General features: G+C 68.3%; 12 protein-coding genes. All 12 read left to right on the plus strand.

Features of this window, described 5'->3' with window-relative positions; all coding sequences use genetic code 11:
- The first annotated feature begins 2 nt into the window (after positions 1-2).
- The 12 genes from HNP46_RS06785 (at position 3) to HNP46_RS06840 (ending at position 18,346) form a co-directional block, all read left to right on the plus strand.
- Positions 3-740, plus strand: a complete 738-nt coding sequence (locus tag HNP46_RS06785; protein WP_184587095.1) for a fimbrial biogenesis chaperone — start codon at positions 3-5, stop codon at positions 738-740.
- 58 nt (positions 741-798) lie between these two features.
- Complete coding sequence (locus HNP46_RS06790; RefSeq protein ID WP_184587097.1) at positions 799-3,399, plus strand: fimbria/pilus outer membrane usher protein; 2,601 nt, start codon at positions 799-801, stop codon at positions 3,397-3,399.
- Between the two features lie 16 nt (positions 3,400-3,415).
- On the plus strand, positions 3,416-4,429 hold the full coding sequence (locus HNP46_RS06795) for a fimbrial protein (protein WP_184587099.1): 1,014 nt from the start codon (positions 3,416-3,418) through the stop codon (positions 4,427-4,429).
- A gap of 192 nt (positions 4,430-4,621) precedes the next feature.
- On the plus strand, positions 4,622-4,990 hold the full coding sequence (locus HNP46_RS06800; RefSeq protein ID WP_184587101.1) for a YciI family protein: 369 nt from the start codon (positions 4,622-4,624) through the stop codon (positions 4,988-4,990).
- A 27-nt stretch (positions 4,991-5,017) separates the two neighbouring features.
- Positions 5,018-5,548, plus strand: coding sequence for an SRPBCC family protein (locus tag HNP46_RS06805; RefSeq protein WP_184587103.1), 531 nt, complete (start codon positions 5,018-5,020; stop codon positions 5,546-5,548).
- A 213-nt stretch (positions 5,549-5,761) separates the two neighbouring features.
- A complete protein-coding gene (locus tag HNP46_RS06810; RefSeq protein ID WP_409372412.1) occupies positions 5,762-6,523 on the plus strand; it encodes a DUF899 domain-containing protein in 762 nt (253 codons plus the stop codon).
- Between the two features lie 32 nt (positions 6,524-6,555).
- Positions 6,556-6,996, plus strand: a complete 441-nt coding sequence (locus HNP46_RS06815; RefSeq protein ID WP_184587107.1) for a YybH family protein — start codon at positions 6,556-6,558, stop codon at positions 6,994-6,996.
- Positions 6,997-7,391: 395 nt separating this feature from the next.
- Positions 7,392-8,657 (plus strand): RNA polymerase sigma factor, encoded by a 1,266-nt coding sequence (locus HNP46_RS06820; RefSeq protein WP_184587110.1) that lies wholly within the window; start codon positions 7,392-7,394, stop codon positions 8,655-8,657.
- 242 nt (positions 8,658-8,899) lie between these two features.
- On the plus strand, positions 8,900-14,992 hold the full coding sequence (locus HNP46_RS36040; RefSeq protein ID WP_184587112.1) for a type I polyketide synthase: 6,093 nt from the start codon (positions 8,900-8,902) through the stop codon (positions 14,990-14,992).
- Positions 14,993-15,016: 24 nt separating this feature from the next.
- Entirely contained in the window at positions 15,017-16,306 is a 1,290-nt protein-coding gene (locus HNP46_RS06830) for an aminotransferase class I/II-fold pyridoxal phosphate-dependent enzyme (protein ID WP_184587114.1), read from the plus strand.
- Between the two features lie 34 nt (positions 16,307-16,340).
- Complete coding sequence (locus HNP46_RS06835; RefSeq protein WP_184587116.1) at positions 16,341-17,141, plus strand: outer membrane lipoprotein-sorting protein; 801 nt, start codon at positions 16,341-16,343, stop codon at positions 17,139-17,141.
- Positions 17,138-18,346 (plus strand): hypothetical protein, encoded by a 1,209-nt coding sequence (locus HNP46_RS06840; RefSeq protein WP_184587118.1) that lies wholly within the window; start codon positions 17,138-17,140, stop codon positions 18,344-18,346. The genes HNP46_RS06835 and HNP46_RS06840 overlap by 4 nt, the downstream gene beginning before the upstream one ends.
- Positions 18,347-18,350 lie beyond the last annotated feature (4 nt).

The following is an 18,350-nucleotide window of genomic DNA, read 5'->3' on the forward strand; positions in this document are numbered from 1 at the left end:
TGATGTCGGCTGTTCCCTCTCACTGGCTGTTGTCCGCGTTCGCTGGCGTGTTGCTGGGCGCGTTCAGCCTGGCCGGCGCCCAGGCGGGCGTCATGATCGACGGGACCCGCATTGTCTACCCCGCGAAGGAACGCGAAGTCACCGTGAAACTCACCAACAAGGGTCCGACCCCTGTGCTGATGCAGGTCTGGGTCGACCGTGGCAATGCCCAGGGCAAACCGCAGGAGGCCGACGCGCCATTCCTGCTCACACCACCGATCTTCCGTCTCGATCCGCAGAAAGGGCAGAGCGTGCGCCTGGCCTTCACCGGCGAGAGCCTGCCGCAGGATCGCGAGAGCCTGTTCTGGTTCAACGCCCTGGAAATCCCGCCGATGCCCCAGGACGCCAGCGCCAACCTGATGCAGATCGCCGTGCGCTCGCGGCTGAAGCTGTTCTACCGTCCCAGCGGGCTTTCCGGCGACCTGCCCAGCGCCATCGAACAGGTGCGCTGGAGCGTGCAGAAGCAGGGCACGGGCTATGTGCTACGCGGAGACAACGCCAGCCCCTACCACCTGTCCTTCAGTGCGCTGACGCTGCAGCAGGGTGGCCGCAGCCACGACACCGGCGGCGGCATGATCGCGCCGCAGAGCCACCACGAGTTTCCCCTGCCCGGTTTCGCCGGCGGCAGCGGTGGAAAGCTGCGCTATCGCTGGATGAGCGATTTCGGCGCCTCGGCCGAGCAGGAAGCCGCTCTGCGCTGAGCTTCGACGCAGCGTGCCCCGGCGCACGCCTCCCCCGATCCGGCTGTAGGGATAGACCATGCCCCCAACGAATCGCACGCCGCGGATATCCGCCGGCGGATCGCCGCCTGTCCAGCGTCTGCTGCTGGTGGCCGTAGGTACTGGTTTCATCGGTACCGGCCTGGCTGCTGCCGCCCAGGCCGCGGCCGAGAGTAACCTGCAAGCCTCGTTCAACCCGGAGTTCCTGCAAGGCCCGGCGGGCCGGCAGGTGGACGTCAGCCGCTTCGAACACGGCAACCCGGTGGCGCCGGGCAGCTACCGGCTGGATGTCTACGTCAACCAGAACTGGATCGGTCGCCAGGAAGTGCGCGTGCGCGATGGCCAGCCGCCGAGCTACTGCTTCGCCCGCAAGCAGCTCGCCAGCCTGGGGGTGGACAGCCTACAGCTGCCGGCCGCGCCGGCCGGCAGCGAGGTCGATGAGGACTGCATCGACCTCGTGCAGCGCATCCCCAATGCCCGTGCCGACCTGGACCTGGCCGGCCTGCGCCTGGACCTGAGCATTCCCCAGGCCTACCTGAGCCGCGTGGTCCGAGGCTACGTCGACCCGCAGGATTGGGATCGCGGCGTCACCGCGGCCTTCGTCGACTACAACGCCAACGCCTACCGCAACCAGGGCGGCGGCCAGGACAACAGCCAGTTCTACACCGGCCTCAACGCCGGGGCCAACCTGGGCGACTGGCGCCTGCGCCACAACGGCAGCTACAGCCGCAGCAGCGGCAACGGCCCGAGCAGCAGCCACTACGACGCCGTGAGCAGCTATGCCCAGCGCGACCTCACCGGGCTGAAGTCGCAGCTGACCCTGGGCGAGTACTTCACGCCTTCGGAGCTGTTCGACAGCGTGCCCTTCACCGGCGCCCAGCTGGCTTCCGACGAGCGCATGCTGCCCGACTCCCAGCGCGGCTTTGCCCCGGCCATCCGCGGCACCGCCGAAAGCAACGCGCGGGTCACCGTGCGCCAAGGCGGCAACGTGCTCTACGAAACCAGCGTGGCGCCGGGGCCCTTCGTCATCGACGATCTGTACAACACCGGCTACTCGGGCGACCTGGACGTGACGGTGACCGAGGCCGACGGCCGTACGCGCCGCTTCACCGTGCCCTTCGCCTCGGTGGCGCAACTGCTGCGCCCCGGCACCTCGCGCTACAGCGTCAGCGCCGGCCGGTACCGCGACGAGCGTCTCGCCGACGAGCCGCACTTCGTCCAGGGCACCTACCAGCGCGGCATCTCCAACAGCTGGACCGGCTACACCGGCGGCATCATCGCCGACCGCTACCTGGCGCTGCAGGGCGGCCTGGCCCTGAGCACGCCGGTGGGCGCCGTCGCTTTCGACGCCACCCATTCGCGGGCCTCCGGCCTGGACGCGCGCGACGGCCTGGACAGCAACTCCAGCGGCCAGAGTTACCGGCTCAGCTACAGCAAGCTGCTGGAAAGCACCCGCACCAACTTCGTGGTGGCCGCGTATCGCTTCTCCAGCGAGGGCTACCTGAGCTTCGGCGACTACGCCCAGGCCCAGGATGCCAGCGCAACCGCGCCGTACCGCCAGCGCAACCGCGTGCAGGTCAACATCAACCAGCCGCTGGCCGACGGCTACGGCGGCCTGTTCCTCAGCGGCTCATCGCAGAACTACTGGCAGAACGGCAAGTCCAGCGACACCAGCTACCAGGCCGGATACTCCAACAGCTACCGCTGGGGCAGCCTGAGCCTGTCGGCCAGCCGCACGCGCACGGACCGCGGCGAGGCCGATACCCAGTACCTGCTCAGCCTGTCGCTGCCGCTGGGCCGTTCCAGCCACGCGCCGTACCTGAGCAGCTCCACCAGCTGGTCGGACAAGGGCGATGCGAGCAGCCAGCTGGGGGTTTCCGGCTCCCTGGGCGAATTCAACGAATTCAGCTACGGCGTCTACGGTTCGCGCTCGCGAACCGATGGCGACAGCAGCAGCGCTGGCGGCGCCAATGCGCAATATCGCGCGGCGGCCAGCAACCTCTCCGCCAGCTACAGCGAAGGTGATGGCTTCCGTCAGGTCGGCCTGGGGTTGTCGGGCAGCGTGGTCGCGCATCCGGGCGGCGTCACCTTCAGCCAGGCCCAGGGCGAGACCCGCGCCATCGTCGAAGCCAAGGGCGCCGAGGGGGCGCGGCTGCTCAACAGCAGCGGCGCGAAGGTGGATGGCAGTGGCTACGGCGTGGTGTCGAGCCTGATGCCGTACCGGCAGAACGAAGTGGCGCTGGACCCCAAGGGCACCGCCGAGGACATCGAGCTGCAGCTCACCTCGCAGAACGTCGCGCCGCGCTTCGGCGCCGTGGTGATGCTCGAGTACCCCACGCTCACCGGCGAGCCGGTGCTGCTGACCCTGCGCGACGAGCGTGGCGAGGCGCTGCCGGTGGGCGCCGAAGTACTCGATGCCCAGGGCAACACGCTGACGCTGGTGGGGCAGGGCAGTCGCGTGTTCATCCGTGCCGCCGAACGCGCGGGCGAGCTGACCGTGCGCTGGGGTGAGGGCGCGGACCGCCAGTGCCGCGTCCGCTACCAGCTGCCGCCAGTGGCCGAGAAGACCCCGTCCGCGTTCACCAGGGCCGAGGCGCTGTGCTCACGCAGCAGCGGCCCGACGCAGATCGCCGCCCGCTGACCGAGAGAGGCTACCCATGCGAATCCTGATCCTGCTCCTTGCCCTGTGCGGCGCGCCCTCGGCGCTGGCGGCGGTGTGCACCTTCCAGTCGGGCAGCGCCAGCGTGATGGCCTCCCTGGCGTTGCCGGCCACCCTGAGCGTGCCGCGCAATGCCGGCAACGGCACGGTCCTCTGGGACAGTGGCTGGAGGGCCTATGCCTCCACCAGCATCACCTGCAACTCCTCCGGCAACGTCAGGGGCAGCCATGCCGGCGGCATCGGCGCGGCGGTGCCCGGCTTCACCAGCAACGGCTTCCCCTCGGTGTTCCAGACCAGCGTTCCGGGCATCGGCATCTCGGTGTTCTGGTGCAACATGGGCACCGCCAGCTGCAACCCCGATCCGACCCGGATCACCCCCTTGCCCAGCCTCGCCTGGAACGTCTCGGCTACGCGGTACCCGCTGTCCAACAACTGGCGCGTACGGCTGATCAAGACCGCCGACATCGATGCCAGCGCCGGCCGGGTCAGCGTGGCCGGGCTGTCTTCCATCGCCTATGTCGACCTGGGCGTCGCCACCCTGACGCTCACCGGTGCCTCGCAGATCACTGGCCTGGGCTGCGAGGTGAATGCCGACAGCCGCAACATCGATGTGCGTCTGCCGGCCATCGACAAGGGTGATTTCGCCGACTCGCCCATCCCGCGGAACAACGACAAGGCCAGGGTGTTCCAGATCAACCTGCAGTGTGACAGCGGGGTGAAGGTCAGCTATCAGATCGATGCCGCGCGGGCCACCGGCGACGGCAACGTCCTGGCCAACGCCGGCGGTAGCGGGATGGCGACCGGGGTCGGCGTGGCCCTGTTCAAGGGCGGCCTGAGCAGCACCGCGCGCCTGCCGCTGGCGACCCGCGTCCTGCAGCTCAATACCGCTTCGGACCATCTGCCGGTGAGCATCCCGCTGACCGCCCGCTACTACCGCACCGCCGGCAGCGCGGCGGCGATGGGCGCAGGACTGGTGTCCACCACCGCGACCTTCACGCTCTTCTACGAATGAAAGTCGGGGCCGTCCGGCCCCGCCGTAGTTGCCGCCCGACGAGCGGCCCGCAGCCGCTTTCCAGAGCGGCCGGTGACCCTTGCGCAGGGTCGCCGCGCACCTTCCCGAAAGATTTTCGTCCCACCCTGTCGATTTCCCCGCGCGCGCTTCGACTATGAGGTAACTGCAGGCGCACCTTCCGGGGAGACGACCATGAAGTACCTCTGCCTGATCTACGTGGATGAACAGCGGCTCGCCAGCCTCTCCGCGGTCGAGTACCGCCGGCTGATGGACGAGTGCTTCGCCAACGACGAGCACCAGCGCCGCGCCGGCCGGGTGCTCGCCTCCGAAGCGCTGGAGACGGTGGAGACTGCCACCACCCTGCGCCATGGCGCAGCGGGGCTGGCGATCACCGACGGGCCCTTCGCCGAGACCCGCGAGTACCTGGGCGGCTTCGTGCTGATCGACGCCCGCGACCTCAACGAGGCGCTGCAGATCGCCGAGCGGATTCCCAGCGGTCGTTTGGGCGCTGTCGAGGTCCGTCCGGTGCGCGACTGGGATCGATACTTCGCCGGGCGCTGAGCCGGGCATCAACACAGGGAGATTGCGATGTTCAAGTGGATTGCATTGGTGGTGGTACTGGCCGTGGCGGTGGTCCTGGTGCTGGCGGCGAATCGGCCGGGCACCTTCCGCGTGGAGCGCACGCTGCGCATCCAGGCGCCGCCGGAAAAAATCCAGGGCTACATCGAGGATTTCCATCAGTGGCGGCAGTGGTCGCCCTTCGAGAAGCTCGACCCGGACATGCAGCGCACCTTCTCCGGCGCGCAGCAGGGTCGTGGCGCGGTGTACGCCTGGTCCGGCAACGGCAAGGCGGGCGCCGGGCGCATGGAAATCCTCGAGAGCGATCCAGGCAGCCGCACCACCATCGCCCTGGATTTCCTCAAGCCGTTCAAGGCCAGCAACACTGCCGAGTTCACCCTGGTGCCGCGCGACGGTGGCACCGAGGTGACCTGGGCGATGTTCGGCCCGGTGCCCTTCGTGGCGAAGATCATGCACCTGTTCTTCGACGTGGACCGCATGGTCGGCAAGGACTTCGAGGCGGGCCTGGCCAGCCTCAAGGTGCTCGCCGAGAAGGGCTGATCCCGCCGCAACCCGATGGAGGTGAGCCATGTGCCCTCTGTGCGTATCGACCTTGACGCTGGCAGTCACCAGCGTCCTTTCCGCCGGCGGCCTCAGCGCCTTTGCCGTCACCCGCCTGCGCGGCAAACGCCGCGTCCGGCCCCACGAGCAACGGGAAGCTTCCCGGGAGCGTGCGACATGAAACTGGCTGATAAAGATTCTTCATTTCCGCAGATGCCCCGTGTGGTCTCCCAGGCCGCCTGGCGGCAGGCGCGCATCCGCCTGCTGGAACAGGAGAAAGCCGCCACCCACGCCCGCGACGCGCTCAACGCCCAGCGCCGCGAGTTGCCGGTGGTGCGCATCGACAAGGATTACCGCTTCGAAGGCCCGCACGGCCCGCTGCGCCTGCTCGACCTGTTCGAAGGGCGGCCGCAGCTGATCGTCTACCACTTCATGTTCCACCGCGACACGGGCCTGGGCTGCGAAGGCTGCTCCTACCTGATTGACAACCTCGGCCGCCTGGAGCACCTGCACGCCCGTGGCACCACCTTCGCCATGGTGTCCCGCGCGCCGCTGGAAGAGATCGCCCCGTTCCGTGCGCGCATGGGCTGGCAGTTCCCCTGGTACTCCTCGTTCGGCAGCGACTTCAACTACGACTTCCACGTCAGCGTCGACGAATCCATCGCCCCGGTGGAATACAACTATCGTGACCAGGCGGAGCTGGAGCGCCTCGGCCAGGACTACCACGTGCGCGGCGAGCAGCCGGGCCTGAGCGTGTTCCTGCGCGACGGCGAGCAGATCTTCCACAGCTACTCGACCTATGGCCGCGGGCTGGAGGCGCCGCTGTTCACCTACCACCTGCTCGACCTCACCCCGCTGGGGCGCGGCGAAGGCTGGGGTGGCATGCCCGACTACCAGGGCAAGGGCATGAACTGGACGCGCTTCCATGACGAGTACGAGCAAACCCAGCCGCCGCATGGCTGCTGCGGCTCCTGATCCGACCCGATCTCCACGAGGAGGAAACCCTGATGACCGCTGCCGAAAACAACGCCGCCCACCGTGAACTGCATGCGCTGCTGGAGAGCTGGCTGAAATCCGTGCGCGCCTCCGACGTGGAGGGCATTACTCGCCACTACACCCGCGACATCCTCGCCTTCGATGCGGTGAAACAACTGCAGTTCAAGGGCGTCGAGGCCTATGCCAGCCATTGGCGCGACTGCACGCAGATGTGCAGGGAACCGACCTTCGAGATGCATCAGCTGAGTTTCGAAGCCGGCGCCGACACGGCCTTCGGACACTACCTGGCCTATTGCGGCGGCACCGACGACAAGGGCCAGCACAACGCCTCCTGGGTCCGCGTCACCGTCGGCCTGCGCCGCGAGGCGGGGCAGTGGAAGATCGCCCACGAGCACTTCTCCATCCCCTTCGATCCGGCGACCGGGCAGTTGCTGTTCGATGCCAAGCCTTGAAGCCTGGAGCCACGGCCTCCCCTCACCCTGACCCTCTCCCAGAGGGAGAGGGGACTGCTTGGGCGCAGGCTGGAACAATCCTTTCCGCCGGCTCGGACGGCCCCCTCTCCCTTTGGGAGAGGGCTGGGGTGAGGGCCACGCCCAACACCTGTCCCCCCCTCTTGCACGGAGCTTTCCTGTAGGAGCTGCACAACAGGTCAATCTTCGTCGGTGAGTGCGGATTCCGCCGCAATGGATTTCGCGGACAAGGTCCGCTCCTACGGGGAAAATTCGCGACACGACTTCGCGGCAACACCCCGCAACCATCCCGGCGTCTCGCCCGTCCGGTCACTTCCCGCCCCGGCAGAAATCCGGGCAGGATAGGCAGACCTCTCCACGCCAAGGACCTTCGGCCCATGCACGATTACGCCGCCCTGCCGCTGCGCGATGTGGTCGACGACATCTACCGCCGCGAATCGCGCCGGGTACTGGCCACGCTGATCCGTCTGCTGGGCGATTTCGACCTGGCCGAAGAAGCCCTGCATGAAGCCTTCGCCGCTGCCGTCGAGCAGTGGCGGCGCGACGGCCTGCCGGCCAATCCGCGTGCCTGGCTGGTGTCCGCCGGACGCTTCAAGGCCATCGACGGCCTGCGCCGGCGTTCGCGTTTCGACGCCTCCCTCACGCAGATCGCCCAGCAACTGGAAATCGACGCGCAATCCGTGGAAGAACAGGCCGACGAAAGCGTGGTGGACGACCGCCTGCGGCTGATCTTCACCTGCTGCCACCCGGCGTTGCCGGCGGATTCCCAGGTGCCGCTGACCCTGCGCGAAGTCTGCGACCTGAAGACCGAGGAAATCGCCCGCGCCTACCTCGCCACGCCCTCGACCATCGCCCAGCGCATCGTCCGCGCCAAGGCGAAGATCCGCGACGCACAGATTCCCTACCAGGTGCCGGCAGCCGCCGAGCTGCCCGAGCGTCTGGCCAGCGTGCTGCGGGTCATCTACCTGGTGTTCAACGAAGGCTATTCGGCGTCCGCCGGGGATTCGCTGACCCGCACCGACCTGTCCGCCGAAGCCATCCGCCTGGGCCGGCAACTGCTCGAACTGCTGCCTGAGGCCGAGGTGATGGGCCTGCTGGCGCTGATGCTGCTGCACGAGTCGCGGCGCGAGGCGCGCACCGCTGAGGATGGCGAGCTGGTGCTGCTGGAAGACCAGGACCGCTCGCGCTGGAACCGCCCGCTGATCGAGGAAGGCCGGCAACTGATCGATGCCGCGCTGGCGACCCGTCGCGTCGGCCCCTACACCCTGCAGGCGGCGATTTCCGCCGTGCATGCCGCCGCCCCGGACATGGCCAGCACCGACTGGACCGAGATCGTCGGCCTCTACGACCTGCTGCTGGCCCTGCAGCCATCGCCGGTCATCGAACTCAACCGCGCCGTCGCCCTGGCCATGCGCGACGGCCCGCAAGCGGGGCTGGCACAGGTGGAAGCGATCCTCGCGCGTGGCGAGCTGCTCGACTACCACCTGGCCCACGCCGCCCGAGCCGACTTCCATCGTCGCCTCGGGCAGCACCAGGCCGCTCGCGCGGCCTACGAGCGCGCCCTGGAACTGGCCCGGCTGGAGCCGGAGCGGCGCTTCCTGGAAGGGCGCCTGCAGAGCCTGGGTAGCGCTGATAAAGGCTGACGCCCGTTACGGTTCACCGCCGAGCTGAACGCGCGCCAGGACTTCTTTTTAGGTGATTTCGTACCGCGGCCGGCGAAATTTCCGGTGAACCTCCTCGCTACCATTCCGTGCTGCCTGCCGCGTGACTAGCACCGCTGTGGAAAGTGCCTTCGTGCAATCCGCAAAGTGCTCCTGCGTTCGCTTCACTCTTCCCGCAAGAAGGGAGAGAGAGCCTATCCCGTTACTCCATTCAGAGATTTCCCATGTACAAGGATGTTCAGCGCCTTTCCTGCTTACCAGGAGGCAAAGTCGCGATCATTGGCTCGGCCTGCCGTTTCCCCGGTCAGTCCGACTCCCCCGAGTTGTTCTTCGAGCAGTTGCTGGCCGGCCGCACCTGCGTCGGTCCGATTCCCGAAGCTCGCTGGGCCGTCGAGAAGTTCAGCAACACCCGCGAAGCCGCCGGCAAGTCCTACGTCACCCAGGGCCATTTCCTCGAAGGCTATGACTTCCGCACCTTCGATGCGGACTTCTTCCGTCTTTCCCCCCGTGAGGTCGAGTTCCTCGACCCGCAGCAGCGCCTGCTGCTGGAGCTGGCGTGGGAAGCCATGGAAAGCGCCGGGCTGGATGTCGAGGCCCTGGCCGGTTCGCGCACCGGAGTATTCGTCGGCGGCTTCACCGTCGACCACCTGCTGAACCAGTTCGGCGTCGGCGCGCGCGACGAGATCGGTTCGCACAGTGCCGCCGGCGCGACCCTGACCATGCTCTCGAACCGCATCTCCTACGCCTTCGACTTCTGCGGCCCGAGCCTGTCCATCGATACCGCGTGTTCCTCGTCGCTGGTGGCGCTGGCCCAGGGCGTAACCGCGATCGCTGCCGGGCAGTGCGAGATGGCGCTGATCGGCGGCGCCAACTTCATGCTGCGTCCCGAATACAGCATCGCCATGTCCAAGGGCCGCTTCCTGGCCAAGGACGGGCGCTCCAAGAGCTTCGACGCCCGCGCCGACGGTTATGGCCGTGGCGAAGGCGGCGGCATCGTGATCCTCAAGGACTACGCGGCGGCCCTGCGCGATGGCGATGACATCCTCGCCATCATCGAGGGTGCCGGCGTCAACCAGGACGGCCGCACCAGCGGCATCACCGTGCCCAACCCGCAGGCGCAGCGCGCGCTGATGGAAGACGTGCTGGCCGCCAGCGGTTGCTCGGCGGACGACGTCGACTACATCGAGGCCCACGGCACCGGCACCCCGGTCGGCGATCCCCGCGAAACCAGCGCCATCGCGCAGGTGTATGGGCGCGACGGGCACTGTGTGGTCGGCTCGGTGAAAGCCAACATCGGCCACCTCGAAGCGGCCGCTGGCGTGGCCAGCGTGATCAAGTCGCTGATGATGCTGCGGCATAACCAGGTGCCGCCGGTGGCAGCCCTGGAGCAGGTCAACCCGAACATTCCCGCCGAGGTCAGCCTACCCCGCGAGGTCCTGCCCCTGGGCGACCCGCAGCAGGTCCGGCGCATCGCCATCAACTCCTTCGGCTACGGCGGCACCAACGCCCACGCGATCCTCGCCTCGGCTCCAGCTGCAGCGACTCCGGCCGCCGCCGCGCAGGCCTCCGAGGGCGAGTGCTGGCTGCCGCTGTCGGCCCGCGACGGGCAGGCGCTGCGCGAGCGCGCCGGCCAGTTGGCGCAGTTCCTGGAAGGCGACTCCAGCGCCTGCCTGAACGATGTCCTGTTCACCCTGGGCCATCGCCGCACCCATCTGGATCACCGCCTGCTGGTTCGCGGGCACACCCGTTCCGAGCTGGCCCAGGCCCTGCGCCAGGCGGCCCAGGGCGAGGACAGCCCGGCGCTGGTGCAGGGACGTCGACCGTTCAACAGTGATGGCCGGGTGGCCTTCGTCTATACCGGCATGGGCCCGCAGTGGTGGGCCATGGGGCGCGAACTGCTGCGCGACAGCGCGGTGTTCCGCCAGACCCTGGAGCAGGCCGATGCAGCCTTCACCCGCATCGCCGGCTGGTCGATCCTGGAAGAAATGCAACGCGACGAGATGCACTCGCAGATCAAGCGTACCGAGTTCGCCCAGCCCGCCAACCTGATGATCCAGATGGGTCTGACGGCGATGCTCAAGGCCGAAGGTCTGGTCGCCGATGCGGTGATCGGCCACTCGGTGGGCGAAGTGGCTTCCGGCTGGGCGTCGGGCATGCTGTCGCTGGAAGACGCGCTGCTGGTCAGCCGCGAGCGCAGCCGCATCCAGGCCCTGACGGCCGGGACCGGCGGCATGCTGGCGCTCGGCCTTGCCGTGGAGGAAGCCGCCGAGCTGCTCGCGCCCTACGCTGAGCAGGTGTCGTTCGCCGCGATCAACTCGCCGGCGGCGGTCACCCTGGCGGGGGATCGTCCGGCGCTCGAACGCATCCGCCTGGAAGCCGAGGCCCGCGGCGTCTTCGCCCGCGCTCTCGACGTCGAAGTGCCCTACCACAGCCCGCTGATGGAGCCGCTCAAGCCGTTGCTGCGTGAAGCGCTGGCCACGCTGCAGCCGCAAGCGCCGCAGCTGGACCTGTACTCCACGGTCAGCGGCGGCAGGCTCGGCCAGGAAGCGGGTGCACGTCGCTTCGACGCCGAGTATTGGTGCGACAACGTGCGCAACCCGGTGTTCTTCGCCGATGCCATCGGCGCGATGGTCGACGACGGCTACTCGCTGTTCGTCGAAATCGGCCCGCACCCGGTGCTGCGCCGTTCGCTGGAAGAGATCGGCACGGCGCGCGGCGTCGAGCTGCGCACGGTCGCCACCCTGTGGATGAACAAGCCGGAGAGCCCGGCGATCGCCCGCGCCTGCGCCGACATCTACACCCAGGGCGGCCTCGTCGACTGGGCGCTGCGTACGCCGCAGGGCCGCCAGGTGGACCTGCCCGCCTACCCGTGGCAGCGCCAGCTGCTCTGGCGCGAGAGCCATGATCAGCTGCGTGACCGTCTGCAGGTGCAGAGCGCGCCGCTCAATGCCGATGGCGAGCCGGCCGATCTCAACCTGCAGCGCCTCAACTACCTGTTCGACCACGTGGTCGACGGCACGCCGCTGATGCCGGCGGCCGGCTTCCTCGAAGCACTGTGCGAGGAAGGCCGCCGCCTGTGGCCGACCAGCCAGGGCCTGAGCCTGCGTGAGGTACGCATCCACCAGCCGCTGATCCTCGACCACGCCCGCGCCCTGCGCCTGGGGGTGGAAGTCGACGCGATGAGCCAGCGCGCCCGCCTGTTCTCGCGCAGCAACAACGAGAGTGGCGCGCCGCTGCTGCATGCCGAGGCTTCGCTGTTCCCGGCGGCAGGCCTGGCGCTGGCGCCGCGACTGCCTGTGGTGGAGGGGGAGGCGGTCGATGTGCTCGATCTCTACGCCGGCCTGAGCCGCCGCTCGCTGCAATACGGGCCGGCGTTCCAGCCGATCCACGCGCTGCGCCGTGACCGTGGCGCCGGCCTGGCCGAAGCCCACCTGCAGCGCCCACGCACAGCCGGGGAGGCAGCTGGCGCTTATGTGCTGCACCCGTCGCTGCTCGACGGTTGCTTCCAGGTCGCCCTGACCCTGCTGTCCGAAACCGACGGCGCCTACCTGCCGGTCTCGATGCAGGCGCTGGACGTACAGGCATCCCTACCCGAAACCATCGTTTGCCGTGCGTCGCTGGCCAGCCGCAGCAGCGCGCAGATCGTCTGCGATTTCGAACTGCTCGATACCCAGGGCAACCTGCTGGTGCGCATCGACGGACTGCTGTGCCTCGCCTTGAACGGCGGCGTTCGCGGTGATACCTACCCGGCCGGCGATTACCAGCGCCAATGGCAGCCGCTGCCCGCCGAGCAGGCGCTGGCGGCACGGCCGCAACAGCTTCTGCTGGTCGCCGACCGCGCGGATGCGCTGGCCGAAACGCTGGTGGGCCTGGCGCGCAACCAGGGCCTGGCCGTGGAATTCTGCCAGTGGTCGCAGGTGGCGGAACACCCGTGCCTGGGCCAGGTGGACCGGGTCATCGGTCTGTCGCTTGCCGGCTGTGGCGGTGATGAAGACGTGACGGCCGAGCAGACGCTCGCGCACATGCTCGTCGCCGTCCAGGCGCTGGCAGCGCAAGGCCGTGCCATTCCCCTGCGCATGCTGACGCGGCATGCCCATGCCTTGCATGACAACGAGCCGGTAGTGCCGGCACAGACGGCCATCGCCGGCTTCATGCGGGTGGTGCGCAACGAGTGCGCCAACCTGCAGCAGACCTCCATCGATATTGCCGAGATGGGCGAGGCGGTGATCATCCCGGCGCTGGTTGCTGCGGTGTTCGACGAAGCCATGGCCGAGCGCTGGGTGGATGAGATCGCCCTGCGCGACGGCCAGCGCTACGGCGCACGGCTGATCGAAAGCGGCACGCTGCAATCCGCCGGGCAGGTCCAGGCGATGGCGAGCCTGCCGCTGGAGCTGCTGCGGCGCGGTAATGCCTACGAAGCGCGGATGATCGGTTCGGCGGCGCTGGCGGAGGATGCCTACGAAATCGAGGTCGAGCGCCTGGCCCTGGACATGGGCGGCGACGAGCAGCACCCGGTCGGGCTGGTGGGCACCGTCCTGCGTGCCGGGCGCCTGGCCAGTCGCTTTGCCGTGGGTGAGCGGGTCGTCGGCCTGGCGCCGCAGCGAATCGCCAGCGTGCTGCAGCTCAGCGAGCGCGAGGCGCTGCTGGAGCCGGCACCGAGCGGGCGGATTTCTCCGCTGGGGGTGACGGTCGAGGCACGGGTTGCCCAGCTGGCGCGCCACTGCGTCGCGCTACCCGGCTCACGCGCCATGGTCGTCCGTGGTCTGCTGGGCGATGCCCTGAGCCGCCGGCTGGAAGCGGCCGGTATGCAGGTTGAACGAGTCAGCGCCGACCTGGCGGACTGGTCGCGCGCAGCCGGCGACGGTGGCTTCCAGCTGATGGCCGGCCCTCTGCCGCAGTGGAGTCGCCTGACCGGCTTCTTCCCGCTGGCGGCGGGTGGCCAGTTGATCGACCTGGGCCGCGATCCGGCGCCGCTGGTGGTGCCGACCCGCTGCAAGGGTCTGCTACGACTATGCAGCAACCTGGACGAACTGCTTGGCGATGCGCAGTACCGGCAGGCGCTGTGGGAAACCCTCGCGCCGCTGCCCCAGGCACCTGTCTTCGGCTTTGCCGACCTGCTGGGCGAGGAAGGCCCGGCACTGGGCATGGCGGATTGGGTCGAGCTGGAAGTGCAGGGCGACCCGCGCCTGTTCCCGGCCATCGCGGCCGATCGGCCGTCGCTGCGCCATGACGGCGTCTACCTGCTCAGTGGCGGTTTCGGTGGCCTGGGTGGCGCCGTGGCGCGCTGGCTGGCAGAACACGGTGCCGGGCATATCGCCCTGATCGGCCGCCGCGGCGAAGCCACGCCGGGAGCCCGTGAACTGCTGGCCGAGCTGCACGACCTGGGCGCCGAGGCGACAGCCCTGGCGGTGGACGTGGCCGATGCCGGCGCGGTATCCGCGCTGGTCGCCGGGCTCCATCGGCCCGAGCGTCCGCTGTGTGGCATCTATCACGCCGCCGGCGTGCTCGAAGACCATCTGCTGGCGCAGATGACGCCGCAGCAGCTGCGCCAGGTGATGCAGCCCAAGGCGCAGGGCGCCTGGGCACTGCATCGCGCGGTGGAAGAGCAGGGCATCGAGCTGGAGCAGTTCGTGCTCTTCTCGTCGATCGCCAGCCTGGTGGGCAACAGCCGCCAGGGCAACTACTGCGCGGCCAACGGCTTCCTCGAAGGCCTGGCCGACGAGCGTCGGCGCCAGGGCAAGGCGGCCCTGTCCGTCAACTTCGGCGCCATCGCCGGGGTCGGCATGCTGGAAAGCGATGTGCGCATCGGCCAGCACCTGACCCAGATCGGCCTGCCGCCCCTGGCGGTGCCGATGGCCCTGCGCGGCCTGGGCCGTGCGCTGGTGCGTGGCCTGCGCCATGTGGCGATCTCCGAAGCGGCGGCCTGGGACCGCTGGGCTGCCTACGAAAGCGTCGGCGGCACCTGCGCCACCTTCGCCGAGCTGGTGGCGGCCTGCCGGGCCGCCCAGGGCCGTGACGGCTCGCTGGTGGAGCAGTTGCACGCGGCGTTGCGCGAGCTGCCGGAGAGCGAAGCACTGCCGATCCTGCGCGAGCTGATCAGCGCCGTGGTGGCCAGTGCGCTGAAGACCTCGCCGGAACGCCTGAGCAGTGACCAGACCTTCGATTCCCTGGGCATGGATTCGCTCATGTCCACCGAGATCAAGCTGCAGCTGGAACAGAAGCTGGGGGTGGTCTTCTCGGTGATGGAACTGATGGGCATCACCACCATTGCCAAGCTTGCCGAGCGCGCCTTGCTGCTCATCCAGACCTCCGCCTGAGCGTGAACCGATATGCCTAATTCAATGAAGAAACTCGAAGAGCTGCTCGGACGCGTGCGTTCGAGCGTCACCTGCTCGCGCCATGAGGCGGCTGCGGTCGCACAGAGCGCGCCGACGCTTGCCGACTACCCCGAGCATGCCCTGCTGCAGAGCATGCAGAGCCTGTATCGGCACGACGGCGAGCTGACCAATCCGTACTTCCAGGCGCGCAGCGGCGAGCTGAGCGGGTCGCTGGAAATCGGCGGCAGCCAGTACACCAGCTTCTCCCACTACAACTACCTGGGCCTGGCCCAGGACCCGCGCGTCAAGCAGGCGGTGCACGACGCCGTCGAATGCTACGGCACCCATGCCGGTGCGGCGCGCATGGTCGGTGGCGAGATCGAGCTGCATGCCCGCCTGGAAGCCGAGCTTGCCGAATTCACCGGTTTCGAGGCGACGGCGGTGTCCGTCGGCGGCTACAGCACCAACGTGGCCGCCATCGGCTACCTGCTCGATCAGCGCGACCTGATCATCCACGACGAGTACATGCACAACAGCGGCATCATGGGGGCGGTGTTGTCCGGGGCGCGTCGCCTGGCCTTCCCGCACAACGACATGGCGGCGCTGGAGCGCCTGCTGCGCGAGCATCGTTCCCACTACCGCCGCGCGCTGATCGTGGTGGAGGGGGCGTACAGCATGGACGGCGACCTGGTCGACCTGCCGCGCGTGGTGCAGCTCAAGCAGGCCCACGGTTGCTGGCTGATGGTCGACGAGGCGCATTCCTGCGGCACCGTCGGCGCCACCGGGCGCGGGGTCTGCGAGTACTTCGGCGTGGCCCCGGCGCAGATCGACCTGATGATGGGCACGCTGTCCAAGAGCTTTGCCAGCTGTGGTGGTTTCCTGGCCGGACGCCGCGAGCTGATCGACCTGCTGCGGCATTTCTGCCCCGGCCTGCTGCTCTACAGCACCGGCATCAGTCCGGCGAACACCGCCGCGGCCCTGGCCGCGCTGCGCCTGATGCGTGCCGAGCCGGAACGCGTCGCGCGCCTGCAGGCCAACGCGCGCTACTTCCGTGACCAGGCCATCGCCCGTGGCCTGGATTGCCGCACCGCAGTGCCGGGCGTCCCCATCGTGCCGCTGATGATCGACAACGACGGCGCGCTGAAGCTGATGTCGCGCCTCTACGAGAACGGCGTCATCGCCCACGCGGTGATGCACCCGGTGGTGCCGCGGGATGCCGCGCGCCTGCGTTGCTTCATCAGCGCGGACCACGACGAAAGCATGATCCGCCGGACCCTCGACCTGATCGTCGAGCAGCTCGCTGCCGGCCATTGAATCCCTCCCATTTTTCGCTGACCAGGAATTCCCCATGATCTTCACTCCCTGCTCCCGTGCGCTCGCCGCGGCTCTGCTCGGCTGCCTGAGTTTCGCCAGCCAGGCGGACGACAACCACCAGCGTGGCGAGGAAATCGCCCGCACCGTGGACAGCCATGACGCCGGCTTCGTCGACTATGTGGTCGACGGCAAGATGACCCTCAAGCGCCCCGGCGGCGCCACCGCCGAGCGCGTGTTCCAGATGAACACCCTGGAAGTCCGCAACGGCGGCGACAAGCGCATCGTGACCTTTTCCCAGCCGCGCGATCTGGCCGGCTTCGTCTCCCTGACCTTCGCCAACACCGCCGCTGCCGACGACCAGTGGATCTACCTGCCGGCCACCAAGCGCGTGAAGCGCCTGGCGGCCCGTGACAAGAGCGGTTCCTTCGCCGGCTCCGAGTTCTCCTACGAGGACATCTCCACCTGGGAGCTGGGCAACTACAGCTACGAATTCATCCAGGAAGAGTCCTGCGGTTCGCCCGCCACTACCTGCTACACCCTGGCCAACCTGCCCAGGTACGAGTACTCGGGCTATTCGAAGCTGGTCGAAACCATCGACCCGCGCATCTGGCAACCGGTGCGCATCGTCTACTCCGACAAGAGCGGCCGCGAGCTGAAGAAGCTGGAGTTCTTCGACTACCAGCAGTACGGCAGGCACTGGCGCCCCTCGCGCATCCTGATGACCAACCTGCGTGATGGCGCCGAGTCCGAGATTGTCTGGAGCAACTATCGCTTCGGCACGGGCCTGAAGGCCGCGGACATGACCGACAGCCGCCTGAGTTCCTGGTCGCGATGATCGGTCCCTCGAAACGGCCCTTCGTGCTGGGCTGTTCCGCGTTGCTGATGCTGCTCGTCCACGACACCGCGTACGCCGATGTACGCGCCGTCGTTGGCGCGCAGCTGAGCTTCTACCGGAAGTCACCGCAGTATCCGCAGCAGAGCGACAAGCGTCTGCAGGGGGCCTACAACGCCAAGCTCAGCGCCGGCGGCAAGACCGCGCAGGACCTGTTCTACGACCTGGAACTGTACGGCCGGCACAAGCCGCAGGCGGCCCACGCGAACACCGGCGACATCCGCCAGGCGACCCTGAGCCACAACGGCGAGCGGGTCGAAGTGACGGCCGGTGTACTGGCCGAGACCTGGGGAACCCTGGAGGCCTACAACCCGGTCGACGTGATCAACCAGCGCGACCAGGAAGAGGACTTCCGCGGCAAGGTCAAGCTCGGGCAGCCGGGCGCCAAGGCCACGGTGCGGCTGGATGACGACACCCAGCTGACCCTCTACGGCACCACCTATGCCCGCGAGCGACGCTATGCCGAAGGCGGCGAGCGCAACCAGCTGCTGCCGGTGGAAGTGCGCCACAGCAAGTTCGAGAACGGGCGCATGGCGCCCGAGCTGGCGGCGCGGCTGCAACATCGGGCCACGGAGAACCTCGACGTCGCTGCTTCCTACTTCGTCGGTCACTCCCGCGAACCGCTGCTGACGCCGGTGATCGGCGCCAGAGGGCTGGAAGGCCTGGATGCCTACTACGAGAAGATGCAGCAGGCCGCCTTCGAGGCGCAGTACGTGATCGGTGACAGCGTCCTCAAGGCCGAGGCGGCCCACCGCGCCGCCGAGTCCGATCAGTCCTGGGGCGGCGGCGTGGGCATGGAAACCACCTTCAGCAAGCTGCTGGGCAGCGTCGGCGACCTGACCACCTACCTGGAGCTGTATGGCGACAACCGATCCGACAAGGCGCCGCTCACCCCCCTGGATCATGACCTCTACGCCGGCCTGCGCTATGCGCTCAACGACCCGCGCGGAACCGTGATCGAGCTGCAGTTCACCCATGACCTGCGCTGGAAGTCCGAGCTGATCCAGCTCAACGCTTCCCAGCGAATCTTCGACGACTTCGTGATGACCTCGACCCTGCTGCTGCCGCAGCGCACCCAGGACGACCCGGCGCTCACCGGGCTGGCCCGCGATGCGCAACTGACCTTCGGCCTGAGCTGGTACCGTTGAGGCG

Source organism: Pseudomonas nitroreducens (assembly GCF_014204515.1).
GTDB lineage: Bacteria > Pseudomonadota > Gammaproteobacteria > Pseudomonadales > Pseudomonadaceae > Pseudomonas > Pseudomonas nitritireducens_A.

Excerpts from the sequence above, each read along its gene's own strand:
- HNP46_RS06785 (WP_184587095.1), top strand. The coding sequence starts at position 3 with ATGTCGGCTGTTCCCTCTCACTGGCTGTTGTCCGCGTTCGCTGGCGTG.
- HNP46_RS06790 (WP_184587097.1), top strand. The coding sequence starts at position 799 with ATGCCCCCAACGAATCGCACGCCGCGGATATCCGCCGGCGGATCGCCG.
- HNP46_RS06795 (WP_184587099.1), top strand. The coding sequence starts at position 3,416 with ATGCGAATCCTGATCCTGCTCCTTGCCCTGTGCGGCGCGCCCTCGGCG.
- HNP46_RS06800 (WP_184587101.1), top strand. The coding sequence starts at position 4,622 with ATGAAGTACCTCTGCCTGATCTACGTGGATGAACAGCGGCTCGCCAGC.
- HNP46_RS06805 (WP_184587103.1), top strand. The coding sequence starts at position 5,018 with ATGTTCAAGTGGATTGCATTGGTGGTGGTACTGGCCGTGGCGGTGGTC.
- HNP46_RS06810 (WP_409372412.1), top strand. The coding sequence starts at position 5,762 with ATGCCCCGTGTGGTCTCCCAGGCCGCCTGGCGGCAGGCGCGCATCCGC.
- HNP46_RS06815 (WP_184587107.1), top strand. The coding sequence starts at position 6,556 with ATGACCGCTGCCGAAAACAACGCCGCCCACCGTGAACTGCATGCGCTG.
- HNP46_RS06820 (WP_184587110.1), top strand. The coding sequence starts at position 7,392 with ATGCACGATTACGCCGCCCTGCCGCTGCGCGATGTGGTCGACGACATC.
- HNP46_RS36040 (WP_184587112.1), top strand. The coding sequence starts at position 8,900 with ATGTACAAGGATGTTCAGCGCCTTTCCTGCTTACCAGGAGGCAAAGTC.
- HNP46_RS06830 (WP_184587114.1), top strand. The coding sequence starts at position 15,017 with ATGAAGAAACTCGAAGAGCTGCTCGGACGCGTGCGTTCGAGCGTCACC.
- HNP46_RS06835 (WP_184587116.1), top strand. The coding sequence starts at position 16,341 with ATGATCTTCACTCCCTGCTCCCGTGCGCTCGCCGCGGCTCTGCTCGGC.
- HNP46_RS06840 (WP_184587118.1), top strand. The coding sequence starts at position 17,138 with ATGATCGGTCCCTCGAAACGGCCCTTCGTGCTGGGCTGTTCCGCGTTG.